We start from the raw sequence: 12,158 nt of genomic DNA on the forward strand, positions 1-12,158 counted from the left end.
CTGCATCACCATACGATGTGGTATTTGCAAGAATAGACAATGTTATTATTACTTTTATACTTGATATATTTCATGCAGTGTATTATACAAAATATTTATCAAATAATACATTAAAAGGGTTGTATCTCATCATATGCTCTGACGAGCATGCGCCTTAATCCGCTTAGCTAAAGCTAGGGCTTTACGGCGCGAGTGGTAATTGTTTTACCATTCTTTGGGCTTCTAAATTTGCGCCCGCATTATCTGAATGTAGCGCGGCGATTAATTGGTAATTTGTAGCTTGGGTGATTAAAAAATACAGCACATTTTTAAGATCGTCATTGGCATTTATTGAATCTGTATAAAGTCTAGCTAAACCTAAGACAAAGCTAAAGAAAAACGATCCAATCCCCCCATCATCGCCTAAAATGTAGCGCGCCTCCATTTTTCTAAAGGGCGCATTTTTTAGCGCCTCATACACTACAGCTAAAGCACTAATGGCATCTAACTTTTGCATGTATTCTTTTAGCTCATCTGTAGGCGTATTATTTCTAAAAGCCACCCCGTTAAAAGGCTCAATATGTTCAAAATGCAAACCTAGCGGGGCTAAGTCCTCATTGCTGACATTGTTAGTAACAATCAATCTATTAATGAGATTAAGCCGATCTGCTCTTTCTTGATCTGTGAGTACAGGCGCGTTACTAGTAGGCGCGTTAGTAGCGGCTGGCGTATCCGCTTGAGTGGGCGGAGTTTGTGCCGGTGTTTGTATACCCGCTTGAGTGGGCGGGGTTTGTGCCACTTCAGGAGCTGGCTGAGTTTGCGCGCTTTGTGGGTTAACAAACTTAACCAAACGCCCCCGCATAATATTAAGCCCATTAATGCGATCATCTAGTTTTTGCAAGGCTTTAGAAATAGACATGGATTCTTTCCCCCTCTTTGTTCTCTTTTTGCTTATTCTCTTGCGCCTCAAGTAGCGCGCCCTCTAAATTAATGCTAGCTTGTAGCGCATATTCTTTCACTTTTTCTACCCCGATAAAATCTAAACCTAGTTGAGCACACGCAACACCGGTTGATCCACTCCCGCAAAAACAATCTAATACGATCGGAGTAGCCTCCGTTTTTGTATCTGCCACCACTTGTAAACAATGTTTTAGCACTTCTAAGGGCTTTTGTGTGGGGTGTTGTTTGTCTTTGGGGTTGATTCTGGCTTCAACATAGCCATAATAATAGTTAGCCTCTTTTCTGGTGCTAAGTGGCAATGCTCCCTTAGTGCCCCAACAAATAAACTCACATTGTTGTTTAAAAGCATTAGCAAAAGGGCGCGATCCATTGCCCTTATTTAACACTATCACCCCCCGCCAAGCTAGATCGGCAAGTTGGATTGTATCGCTAAGCGCGGGAAGTTGGCGCCAGTCAATAAAGCTAAAAAAATACGCGCTAGGTTTTAAAACTCTTTTGATCTCTCTAAGAATTTCAGCCATCCAAAATATCCAAAGTCTTTGATCTTTGCCATCGCCTTCAAAATCCAAGTAGCTTGGCACACCTAGATACTTTTTAGTAGTAGAAATATTGCGCGCATTTAAACTTTTAACCCCGCCGCTACAATAAGGCGGATCGATTAAAACGCAATCAATGCTATTATCCGGGAGTTTGGGTAAGAAGTCTAGTGCGTCCTCACAAAAAACGCGGTTTTTAAAACTTTCTAAATTAGGCATGCGTAATCTTTATATCTGGATTAGCCGCCCGTGTGGCCTCTCTAGCGGCGTTGACTTCATCAGCGCTTATTTTGCCCTCTTTAATGGCTTGATTTTCTAATTCTTCAACCATTTTTGCGATAAACTAATAGACTCTCAGTGATGCAATTTGGCTTATAACTAAGTGGTCTTTTTGTCTGCAAATAGCCTGCAATGCGATTAGGCACACAGACTTCAGGTTTGATCCAGATAATCTCATCAACAAAATAAAACCCGCTTTGTACCAAAATAGAGTGGAAATCAAAATGTATGGGATAGCGGATACTCTCAAATTCACGCCCCGCTCGTCTAACAATTACTAGGGAAACATTAATAATAATAAACCTCCCCTCCTCTAAGATTCTATAAGCTTGTACTAAGCTCTCTTGCATTTGCTTTAAATACTCCTTGTAGTTCTTATACGAGCTATAGGTTCTAGCATTATAATAAGGCGGGGAGGTAAAAATTAGTTGGATCTGCCCTTGTCCTATTTTGTTTAGGGTGAGACGATTATCTCCAACTAGTAGAGTCGGTCTTTTGATTTGTGGGCTTTGTTTCTTGAGGCTGTGTTTATTCTGTCTAAATTCGTGGTAAGCAACCATTTTATACATCACTTCGTTATCATAATGCTTTAATATTTTATCTCTTAAAGCTACAAACCGGATATCCTGTTTTGCTTTATAAAGGCAAGTGCGTAACATCTGGCAGCAAATATCAACCCCCCACCCATTAAATGCCTCTTGCTCTAAAAACGCAAAAATAGCATCATTGTCTTTTTGCCGACCAATAGAAGAAACTATCTCTCTTTTAATCCCAATCTCTACACCGTCCTTTTTAAATAACTCTATTAACAAGTACAAATTTGTATCTGATTTTTCTGCTCCTAACTTCTTGATAGACTCAATAGTGAGTGGCTCAAAAAGTGATTGGGATTTTTTGATTAGGTTATTCATCTCTCATGCTCTTTTCTAAAAGACTTCTAATTAAAATTTTAATCCATATGATCTAATTTGATTGTTAAAAGATAATTTAGCTTTGGCATGGAGAGCTTTAAAAACTATTGGATATAATGAACCCTTTAGGGGGTTAGCATGCAAGCTATTTATAAAAACAGTCAAGAGTTAGACAAACGCGCCTGTATGCTCTATCAATTAGAGCCAGAATTGCTTATGGAAAATGCGGCCATAGCTTTAAAGCAGGTTATTACAAAGCAAGCTAAAAAGGGAGAGAAGGTAATTATTGTTTGTGGAGGTGGAGACAATGGAGGCGATGGCTATGCTTTGGCTAGGCATTTACAAGGTACTCACTATTGCGTACAAGTTTTTAGCGCTAAAGAGCCTAAAAGTGCCTTGTGTCGTGTCCAATACCAACGGGCTTTGTGTGCTCAAGTAGAAATAATAGCCAATTTAACTCCCTGTGCTGTACTGGTAGATTGTTTATTTGGATCAGGATTTAAAGGGGAGTTAGATTCACAAATGCAGGATTTAATTAAACGCATGAATGCAGTAGGGCAATGGCGTATAGCTTGTGATATACCTAGCGGCATTGATCAAAATGGCTATATTAGTTCTGTGGCATTTAATGCCCATGTAAGTGTGTGCATGGGGGCTTTAAAGGCAAATCTATTTAGCGACATGGCTAAGGATTTTATCGGGGAGGTTGTTGTAGCTGATTTAGGAGTAGGGCGCTCTTTGTATGAAACAGAGACTCCCTTTAATTTATTAGAGAGTTGCGATCTGTGTCTACCTAAGCGCACAAAACAAAATGTACATAAGGGATATTTTGGCCATGCATGCGTGTATGTGGGTAAACAAAGTGGAGCGGGATTTATTAGTGCTAAGAGTGCTTTAGCCTTTGGGGCTGGAATGGTGAGTATTCTAGGGGCAGCTAGTCTAAGCCAAAGCAAACCAATAGAGCTTATGTATGCTAAAGAGATTCCTACTCAGGCTAATGCCTTTGCTATTGGCATGGGTATGGGAGTTAAGCCTACTTGTATAGAACAAATGCTAGAGCAGGGGGCATGTGTGCTAGATGCGGATTTGTTTTACGAACCTCTATTAAAAGAGTGGCTTAAAAAGCCCTATTCTCTTGTTCTTACACCCCATCCTAAAGAATTTTTAGCACTTTTAAAAACGCTAGGTTTTAAGCTAGATTTACCCACATTACTGCGCTCTAAATGGGAATTAGCCCATGAGTTTAGCCAAACCTTCCCCCATGTAGTTTTACTCTTAAAGGGGGCTAATACACTCATTGCCTATAACGGCCGCATTTTTATTAACCCACTGGGTAATAGCGCTTTGGCTAAGGGAGGGAGTGGAGATGTACTAGCTGGATTAGTGGTAGCACTCTTAGCACAAGGTTATACTCTTTTAGATGCAGCCATGCATGCTAGCCTAGCCCATGCTCTAGCTGCTGCTACTTATAAAGAAAGTTATGCCCTTACCCCAGAAAAACTTATTTCTAATTTAGAGATGCTTGCATGCAAGATGTAACCTCCCTTGATTCAGATTTGCTCTCTATGGAGCGCGTGGTACTCTCTGCTCTTTTAGAAAACCAGCAATATGAAGAATTTGCCAGAGAGCTTAAACCTTCAGACTTTTACTATGAAGCCCACCAGATTCTTTTTGAGTTGTGTAGCGAGTTGCATGAGGAAAAGCGCCCCGTAGATGCCCATTTTCTTAACAAGAAAGTAGAAATAAGAGGCGATGAAAAAACTACAGAGGCTTTAGCTGCCATAATGGGTACAACTCCTTTAGCTAATTTAGGGGCTTATATCCATGCTATTAAAGAAGCTGCTTGCCGTAGAAATCTTTTACATTTAGCTAGACAAATCCATACAGAGTGTGATCAGGCAAAATCTAGCCAAATCATTATAGATGGCATTGAGCGCGATCTTTATGCCCTCTCTTTACAAACAACACAAGGGGGATTTAAAGATGTTAAAAGTGTACTCAAACAAACCCTTAATCTTATTAAAGAGGCTAAGTTAAAGGGCAATCAAAGAGTTACAGGGGTAGATACTGGTTTTAATAAATTAAATGATTATACGGGGGGTTTTCAGCCCGGGGATTTGATCGTAATAGGGGCGCGTCCTAGTATGGGTAAAACTAGTCTAGTGCTTAACATAGCAAAAACCACCCTTAATCATAATCAGGGAGTGGCTATTTTTAGCATGGAGATGGGAGCAGAGCAACTCATGATGCGCCTGCTTTCTAATCTCACCTCGCTACATTTGCACAATCTTAAAATTGGCAATCTAAGCGATGAGGATTGGGAAAATCTTAGCAGAAGTGCCCAAAACATCTACCACAAATTTTTATTCATTGATGATACCAGTATTTTAACTATCCAACATGTGCGCTCTAAATTGCGCCAACTTAAAAGAAAATGCCCTGAAATCACCCTTGCTATTATTGATTATTTGCAATTAATGGCTAGCGATCAGAGTTTAAACCGCCATGAACAAATCGCCTCAATTAGCAGGGGTCTTAAAACTCTAGCTAGAGAATTACAAACCCCTATTATCGCTTTAGCCCAGCTTAACCGTTCTTTAGAAAGCCGTGAGGATAGGCGGCCTATTCTCTCTGATTTGAAAGATAGCGGCGCGATTGAACAAGATGCCGATCAAGTCTTGTTTCTCTACCGCGATGCGGTCTATAAACAACGTGATCACAACGATCGTTTGGCTAAGTTGCGCAAAGAGGGTAAAAGTGAAGAGGCTAAAAAATTAGAACAACAATTTAATGCCGAAAAAAAGGCTAACTATGAGAGGACTAAGGGCATTGAGCAAGCAGAGCTTATTTTAGCCAAAAATAGAAATGGGGATATTGGCACAGTTAAAATACTCTTTAATAAAGCCTATACGCGTTTTGAAGATCCAATAGAAAGCCAAGATGGGGAGTACAAACCCACTACTTTTTACCAAGAAACCCCGCAAGTTCCCGTCCCTGATGTTTTTTAATGCCTCCTGTTGCCCTTTTTCAAACCCCTAAAGAGTGGATTTATGCTCTAGGCCTTTTATTAGCTCTATTTGCTTTTTCTTTAAGTTTAAAATACCAGCAATACAGCCGCTTTTTAGATAAAAAACCTTTAAGCTTACATGCCCAAGTGTTGCTACAGTATAGCAAGGGTGCTACCCAAGTACTAAAACTACAAGATAGCCATTACAATGTGTTTTACACCACTAGCAAAGAAGACATTAAAGATTTAAGTCTAAAATTTGTACGCGCTTTTGGTAAAATGGCGCCTTGCTCATTTTGGCAATTTTTAAAATCCTGTTATTTTTATGCTTTTTCTCTCTCTTTAGAACAAGGAAGCGATCCTAAAAACCCTTTAAGAAAAGCCATTGATACCCAGCATAATAACCCTTTAATGGGCAATTTCTACCGCACCTTATTTTTAGCCGATTCTCTTGATCAAAGTTTAAGGCAAGTGGTGGTGGGTTTGGGATTAAGCCATTTAATTGCTATTAGTGGTTTTCATCTAGGGATTTTAAGCGCTTTCTTTTTTCTCATTCTTAAATACCCCTACACCTTTTTACAACAACGCTATTTTCCTTACCGCAACCGCACCTACGATTTAATGGTAATGGTGTTGTGTTTGCTTTTAGGTTACTTGTTTATTTTGCACTTCCAGCCTTCTTTTTTACGCGCCTTTGTGATGGCATTACTTGGGTTTTTTCTACTTTATAATGGTTTAGAGCTGTTAAGTTTTTCATTACTAGCTTTAGTTATTCTATTATCGTTGATTCTTTTCCCCTCGCTAGTGCGCAATATTGGATTTATTCTATCTGTAGGGGGCGTGTTTTATATTTTCCTCTTTATCAAGCACATGCCAAAGCTCCACCCTCTAATCTATGCCTTTTTATTAAATACCGCCCTCTTTTTACACATGCTCCCCCTTGTACATGCCTTTTTTACCCCCTTTAACCCCTACCAGCTCAGCGGCATTCTCCTCTCTTTTGTCTTTGTTCTCTTTTTCCCTTTAAGCCTTATTTTGCATTTTTTTAATAGTGGCGATCTCTTTGATTCTTATTTACTCCAGACTCTAACATGGCACATTCCTATAACCCACTACCACACACCTCTATGGCTTTTATCTCTTTATGGGCTTCTTTCTCTTTTAGCAATCCGATTTGTTTATGCTTACTACGCTCTTTATGCGATTAGTTTAGCCTTATTTCTCTACCTTTTAATTTCTTGATTTTATGTTAAAATAGGGGCTTTAAAGAGGTCTTCAATGTTAAAAAAACTTAAGCTCTTAGGCGATCTTGTTGCCATTGAGCACACGGTTTTTTCGGGTATGTTTATTTTAATTGCCATAGTTGTCTCCAGTACGCAGGCACATTTAAGTCTGTGGTTTGGTTTAAAAGCATTGCTTTTATGCGCTCTGGCATTGCTCTTTGCCCGTAATTTTGCTATGGGTTTTAACCGCCTTGTGGATCGTAAATTTGATGTGAAGAACACCCGCACCCATAACCGTCCTAGTGTTGATGGGCGCATTGGTATTTGGACTTTAAGAGGGTTTTGTTTGGCTAATGCCCTTCTTTTTGTATGGGTGAGTTTTATGATCAATGCTCTTGCCTTTAAGCTTTCCTTTGTTTTTTTACTCATTTTAGGGGGCTATTCTTATATGAAGCGCTTTAGCTATCTAGCCCATCTTGTTTTAGGGGTTTGTCTAGGTTTAGCGCCCTTAGCTGGAGTGATTGCTATTTTAGGTTATATCCCTTTATGGAGTTTGTTACTCGCTTTGGGGGTGGTGTTTTGGGTAACTGGCTTTGATTTACTTTATTCTTTACAAGATATAGAATTTGATCGCAAAGAGGGGCTTTATTCCGTGCCTGCTATCTTTGGAGAGCAAATTACCCTTAAGCTTTCGCGCCTAGCCCATGCTTTAGCGGTGTTGTGCTGGATAGGTTTTGTAAAAAGTGCACAGCTAGGTCTAGTTGCGGCTTTGGGTGTGGGGGCGTGTTTGTGTATTTTAATTTATGAACAATGGCTAGTTTATCGCGATTTTAAGAATATCCCTAAAGCTTTTTTTGTAACCAATGGGTATTTGGGTTTAGTGTTTTTAGGTTTTATTGTATTAGATCGCGGAGTGTGGCTTGCTAAGCATTTATAAGCAATTATGCCAAGAGCATGGATATTTTACCCGTTTAGTAAGCGTATCCTTGCCAGTAGAATACGCCCCCTATGAGCCACTCCATGATCAAGAATTTTTACAATTAGGACAAGCTAGTCATGCTCTGGTGCCTTGGGAGGTGTTTTATGGCAAAGAACGAGAAGATGTGATTTTAAAAGCCTTATCTGAAATTTATAAAAAATTAGATCGTTTGGAGCAATATATCCATGAAAGAGATATGCAATACCTCCCTTTAGAAGATCGCATCAATGTTAGCGTACTAGGGCATGGGGTTTTAGGGGTGAGTGAGGATATTTTTATAATAGATACCCTCTATTATATGCGCTTAAAATTCCCCCATATGCCCTATAGACGCATTGCTTTAATGGCTAGGGCTTTTGATCCTAAAATGTTAAGCATTGAACGCATGCATGCAATAGATGTACGCGATTGGGATAGTTATATTGTCCAAGTTGAATTAGAAAGTTTAAAAAAGTAAGGGTTTATGATGGATCTGAGTTTTAATGAATTGTTGTGGATTGTGGGGGGAGGGGTGGTACTTATTTTTGTGTGTTTATTCACCTATAGCCACTTAAAAGATAAAGAATTTACCAGTAAAACCAAGCAATTAGAAAAAGCCCTAGATGCCATTAACCAAGAAATCTATAAAATCCGCAAATGGATTCAAGAAAATGAAATGCAAACAGAATTTAACGCCTCTAGTATTAGCGCTAATGTCAAAGATGAGTTAAACACCAATTTAAACACCAGCCTTACAAATCTTTATAACCATCTGCAAGAAATCCAAGACACCATGCACAAGGATAGGGATTATTTAGAGGAAAAACTCATCGTATTGGAGAATAAATTTAAAGAAATGGGGCATTTCACACAAGGTAGCGATGATATTGATGAAAAAAAGGTGATTCAATTATTCCAAGAAGGGCATAGCATTGATTCGATTGCAAAAGAACTACGCATTAGCAAGGGACAAATTGAATTTGTACTCAAACTGGCGGATTTACAATAATGGCTACTAGTAACACTTTATCCAGACTCTTTGGCAAATTTGCCCGCTACTCTTTTCCTAAACCTATCCAAAAATTTATCAATAAAATCTATGTTTCTCTTTTTAGAATTGATTTAACCGGTTTTGCTCCCTTAGAGTCTTATCCCACTCTTAATGCTCTTTTTACCCGTGCTTTACAAACCCCCCGTTTTATTGATCCAAACCCAAAAATTCTCATTGCCCCTTGTGATGCGCTAATTACAGTCTGTGCGCCCGTTACTTATAATTTAGCCCTCCAGATTAAAGGCATGGATTATCAAGTAGGCGAGTTATTAGGCCAAAAACAGGTTTTAAAAGATTATATTTACTTTAATTTCTATCTCTCACCTAAAAATTACCACCGCTTCCATGCCCCCTGTGATCTACAAATTTCAGAAGTACGCCACTTTTGCGGGGAACTCTTAAGCGTCAATCCTGCTGCGCTTAACCAATACCGCTACCGCAATGCATTTATCCGCAATGAACGGGTGGTGGTGGTGGCAACAGATGTGCGGGGGCAGTTGTTGTATTTTGTGGCTATAGGGGCTTTAAATGTGGGGCAGATTGTGCTTAATTTTGATGATACAATCCACACCAACGCCCGCGTGTATAAGAGTCCTAAAATTTATACCTACAACCCCCCCATTAGCATTGCTAAGGGAGCAGAATTAGGGCGTTTTGAAATGGGCTCTAGTGTGGTGCTCTTTGTACAAAATAGTGCCACATTTGACTCTCTTCAGGGTCAAGAAATTTCTTTTGCAACTCCTATTGCTACTTTTGAACAATCTGATATTTCTTAGTTTTATGTGATTTTATTAGGATTTATAGTATTTTATAATTAAGACTTAGTCTTAAAATAATCAGGGAGTGGCGATGCAAGAAATGTACATTGAGTTTTTAAGGGAGTGTTTGGCTGAGGATTTAGGCGCGGGGGATTTATTTGCCCGCCTTGTAGAGCCTAAACTTGTACAAACCCAAGTTTTGGCCAAAAGTACAGGGGTTTTTTCAGGCCAAGTTTATGCAGAAGCGCTTTTAGAGTGGCTAAAAATAGAGCACACATGGAAAATTAAAGATGGCCAAAGTTTTGAGCCCAAACAAGTTTTATTAGAGTTACAAGGCGATTGGCGCTTGATTTTACAGATTGAGCGGGTGTTACTTAATATTTTACAGCATAGTAGCGGTATAGCCACCAAGACAGCGCAGTTTGTGCGCTTAATTGCAGGATTACCCATTAGTCTTTTAGATACTAGAAAAACCCGCCCCCTTTTAAGGGTTTTTGAAAAGTATTCGGTGCGCAATGGCGGGGCTAAAAACCACCGTTTAGGTTTAGATGATGCGCTCATGCTTAAAGATACCCATTTAATCCATATCCCAGATTTAAAGACCTTTATCAAACATGCCCGCCAAAAAATCCCATGGACTTCTAAAATTGAAATTGAATGTGACAGTGTAGCAATGGCTAAGGAGATCATGGCTATAGGAGCGGATATTATTATGTGTGATAATATGGGGGTAGAGGAGATTAAAGAGGTAGTGGCTTATCGCAATGCCCATTTTCCTCTGGTACTTTTAGAAGCGAGTGGAAATATTACTGAGGAAAGTGTACGCGCCTATGCAGCAAGCGGAGTAGATGCTATTAGTAGCGGGGCATTGATTCACCAAGCGGTGTGGGTGGATATGAGTTTAAAGCTAGTTTAGCGTGGATTTAGAACGCGTCTTTTTACAGATTTTAGAGCAAAGCGGGATAACCTTTGGGTTAGGAGATGATGGGGTGGCTTTGCCTTGCTTTAAAAACCCTATTTATATGCTTGATCTTTTTACTGAGGGCGTGCACTTTAAAAAAGAGTGGTTTACTTTAGAACAAATTGGCTATAAAGCAATAGCGGTTAATATCTCAGATGCGATCGCGCTTTGTGCTGTACCAAAATACGCCCTTTTAGGGTTACAACTCCCAGAGAACTTTAGCCCACTAGAAATAAAAGAACTAATACAAGGTCTTAAGAAAGCCTGCCAAGAGTTTAAAATCCAGATTGTAGGCGGGGATACCATTGTTTCTAAAAGTTTGAGTTTAGCTATTACGCTTTTAGCTAGCAGTGCAAAGCCTCTTTTGCGGCAAAAAATGCGGCTTGGAGATTTATTAGTGCACACTGGCAGGCTAGGAGAAAGCAATAAAGCTTTACAGACTTTGCTTAGAGGTGGAAAAATCCCAAGCCATTTTAAGTTTTATAAACCAGCGCTAAAAAACCTAGCCCCTTTCATGCAAGCAATACGCCCCTTTCTACACGCTGGATTAGATATTTCTGATGGCCTTTTAGCCGAGTGTAACCGCTTATCACAACTTAATCAATTACATTGCAAGCTAACAAATCCCCACCAGCGCGCTTTTTTAAGTGGCGAGGAGTATGAAATGCTTTTGTGTTTGCCAGCACGAAACAAACATGCTTTAATTCAGCGAGCAAAAAAGTACCGCATTAAGCTTAGCTTTGTAGGGCGCGTTGTGCGGGGAAAATCACGCTACAAAGCTAAGATTTGGCATAGAGCGGCAAAATAGTTTCTGATCTAACCAAGAGGATCACACTCAAAACCGCAAACTCCGTAATGGTAATGAGGATAATAACCTCACCAAAACCTTAAACTTCACCCCTCCCCAAGTAGATTAAAAGACATTTATAAAGAGGCCACTAACCAAGAAGCGCTTTTGATAGAGACAAAGAGCCTATTACAGAGTAAGAATCTCCAGCGCTCCTATCCCATAGGAGGAAAAAGATGTAAAAGAAAAGCTAGAAGTCTTAATGGGGTTAGGAGAAACAGAGTTTTATTTCCCCTCATTCTTAAGGTGTTCTAGGAGGGTTATATTCTCCATCACTTCCACCCCTAGCTTTTTAGTTTTTTTTAATTTGCTCCCCGGATTTTCCCCACAGATGAGTAAATCTGTTTTAGAACTCACCCCAGTTTGTACATGCGCACCCAGATTTTTTAGCAATGTACTAATTTTTGCACGCGAATTTTTTAAACTGTCTGTAATTACAATCTTTTTATTTTTTAAAAAAAGAGGGGATTACTTTTCTTTTTGAGCCTATGAGGTTTATAAAGAACGCTAAGGATTGGATAAAATCCCCCCAAGAGAAACCACAACGCCCACAGGCAACACTTGCTACTTACAATCTTTGATTTGTTAGGCTTAGATCAAATTAGAGTCATTTAAAAACTGGTGTAGTTGCTTGTATTCTTTAGGGTTTAAATAACGCGCTTTGCCCACAGGTAAAGCGTTGAGTGAG

At 39.5% G+C, this 12,158-nt stretch carries 12 protein-coding genes and 2 pseudogenes; 9 read left to right on the forward strand and 5 right to left on the reverse strand.

The annotated features are described in order from the left end of the window. Nucleotides 1-8: 8 nt before the first annotated feature. From G6Q00_RS08850 to G6Q00_RS07755, 4 genes and pseudogenes are all read right to left on the reverse strand, one after another. Nucleotides 9-74, reverse strand: a pseudogene (locus tag G6Q00_RS08850) (IS200/IS605 family transposase); the annotation flags it as partial. A 107-nt stretch (nt 75-181) separates the two neighbouring features. Continuing rightward, a complete protein-coding gene (locus tag G6Q00_RS07745) occupies nt 182-898 on the reverse strand; it encodes a hypothetical protein (protein ID WP_163532685.1) in 717 nt (238 codons plus the stop codon). Next, a complete protein-coding gene (locus tag G6Q00_RS07750) occupies nt 885-1,694 on the reverse strand; it encodes a DNA-methyltransferase (protein WP_163532686.1) in 810 nt (269 codons plus the stop codon). The genes G6Q00_RS07745 and G6Q00_RS07750 overlap by 14 nt, the downstream gene beginning before the upstream one ends. Nucleotides 1,695-1,807: 113 nt before the next feature. Next, nucleotides 1,808-2,665: pseudogene (locus G6Q00_RS07755) on the reverse strand (DNA methyltransferase); the annotation flags it as partial. Between the two features lie 138 nt (nt 2,666-2,803). On the opposite strand from G6Q00_RS07755, the gene G6Q00_RS07760 reads away from it, so the two are divergent. The 9 genes from G6Q00_RS07760 to G6Q00_RS07800 all read left to right on the forward strand — a co-directional run bounded on the left by G6Q00_RS07760 (nt 2,804) and on the right by G6Q00_RS07800 (nt 11,431). Beyond that, nucleotides 2,804-4,204: an NAD(P)H-hydrate dehydratase gene (locus tag G6Q00_RS07760; protein WP_163532688.1), complete on the forward strand. Its 1,401-nt coding sequence runs from the start codon at nt 2,804-2,806 to the stop codon at nt 4,202-4,204. Next, complete coding sequence (gene dnaB / locus G6Q00_RS07765; protein WP_163532689.1) at nt 4,192-5,673, forward strand: replicative DNA helicase; 1,482 nt, start codon at nt 4,192-4,194, stop codon at nt 5,671-5,673. The genes G6Q00_RS07760 and dnaB overlap by 13 nt, the downstream gene beginning before the upstream one ends. After that, nucleotides 5,673-6,914: a ComEC/Rec2 family competence protein gene (locus tag G6Q00_RS07770; RefSeq protein ID WP_163532690.1), complete on the forward strand. Its 1,242-nt coding sequence runs from the start codon at nt 5,673-5,675 to the stop codon at nt 6,912-6,914. The genes dnaB and G6Q00_RS07770 overlap by 1 nt, the downstream gene beginning before the upstream one ends. Nucleotides 6,915-6,950: 36 nt before the next feature. Then, nucleotides 6,951-7,832 (forward strand): menaquinone biosynthesis prenyltransferase MqnP, encoded by an 882-nt coding sequence (gene mqnP, locus G6Q00_RS07775; protein WP_163499737.1) that lies wholly within the window; start codon nt 6,951-6,953, stop codon nt 7,830-7,832. Continuing rightward, entirely contained in the window at nt 7,816-8,331 is a 516-nt protein-coding gene (locus tag G6Q00_RS07780) for a hypothetical protein (RefSeq protein WP_163532691.1), read from the forward strand. The genes mqnP and G6Q00_RS07780 overlap by 17 nt, the downstream gene beginning before the upstream one ends. Nucleotides 8,332-8,340: 9 nt before the next feature. After that, a complete protein-coding gene (locus G6Q00_RS07785; RefSeq protein WP_163499735.1) occupies nt 8,341-8,862 on the forward strand; it encodes a helix-turn-helix domain-containing protein in 522 nt (173 codons plus the stop codon). Then, nucleotides 8,859-9,680, forward strand: coding sequence for a phosphatidylserine decarboxylase (locus G6Q00_RS07790; RefSeq protein ID WP_205426574.1), 822 nt, complete (start codon nt 8,859-8,861; stop codon nt 9,678-9,680). The genes G6Q00_RS07785 and G6Q00_RS07790 overlap by 4 nt, the downstream gene beginning before the upstream one ends. 82 nt (nt 9,681-9,762) lie before the next feature. Next, nucleotides 9,763-10,578 carry a carboxylating nicotinate-nucleotide diphosphorylase gene (nadC, locus tag G6Q00_RS07795; protein ID WP_163532694.1) on the forward strand — a complete coding sequence of 272 codons (816 nt, stop codon included), beginning with the start codon at nt 9,763-9,765 and terminating at the stop codon, nt 10,576-10,578. 1 nt (nt 10,579) lies between these two features. Further along, nucleotides 10,580-11,431: a thiamine-phosphate kinase gene (locus tag G6Q00_RS07800; RefSeq protein ID WP_163532693.1), complete on the forward strand. Its 852-nt coding sequence runs from the start codon at nt 10,580-10,582 to the stop codon at nt 11,429-11,431. Nucleotides 11,432-11,695: 264 nt separating this feature from the next. Here G6Q00_RS07800 and G6Q00_RS07805 read toward each other — a convergent pair whose 3' ends face one another. Beyond that, nucleotides 11,696-11,911 (reverse strand): BRCT domain-containing protein, encoded by a 216-nt coding sequence (locus tag G6Q00_RS07805; protein WP_346265338.1) that lies wholly within the window; start codon nt 11,909-11,911, stop codon nt 11,696-11,698. Between the last annotated feature and the right edge of the window lie 247 nt (nt 11,912-12,158).

Source organism: Helicobacter suis, from assembly GCF_902196125.1.
Classification (GTDB): domain Bacteria; phylum Campylobacterota; class Campylobacteria; order Campylobacterales; family Helicobacteraceae; genus Helicobacter; species Helicobacter suis_B.

Bases quoted from the DNA above. Each gene is read 5' to 3' on its own strand.
- nadC (WP_163532694.1), top strand. From the start codon at position 9,763: ATGTACATTGAGTTTTTAAGGGAGTGTTTGGCTGAGGATTTAGGCGCG.
- G6Q00_RS07770 (WP_163532690.1), top strand. From the start codon at position 5,673: ATGCCTCCTGTTGCCCTTTTTCAAACCCCTAAAGAGTGGATTTATGCT.
- G6Q00_RS07760 (WP_163532688.1), top strand. From the start codon at position 2,804: ATGCAAGCTATTTATAAAAACAGTCAAGAGTTAGACAAACGCGCCTGT.
- G6Q00_RS07745 (WP_163532685.1), bottom strand. From the start codon at position 898: ATGTCTATTTCTAAAGCCTTGCAAAAACTAGATGATCGCATTAATGGG.
- dnaB (WP_163532689.1), top strand. From the start codon at position 4,192: ATGCAAGATGTAACCTCCCTTGATTCAGATTTGCTCTCTATGGAGCGC.
- G6Q00_RS07785 (WP_163499735.1), top strand. From the start codon at position 8,341: ATGGATCTGAGTTTTAATGAATTGTTGTGGATTGTGGGGGGAGGGGTG.
- mqnP (WP_163499737.1), top strand. From the start codon at position 6,951: ATGTTAAAAAAACTTAAGCTCTTAGGCGATCTTGTTGCCATTGAGCAC.
- G6Q00_RS07750 (WP_163532686.1), bottom strand. From the start codon at position 1,694: ATGCCTAATTTAGAAAGTTTTAAAAACCGCGTTTTTTGTGAGGACGCA.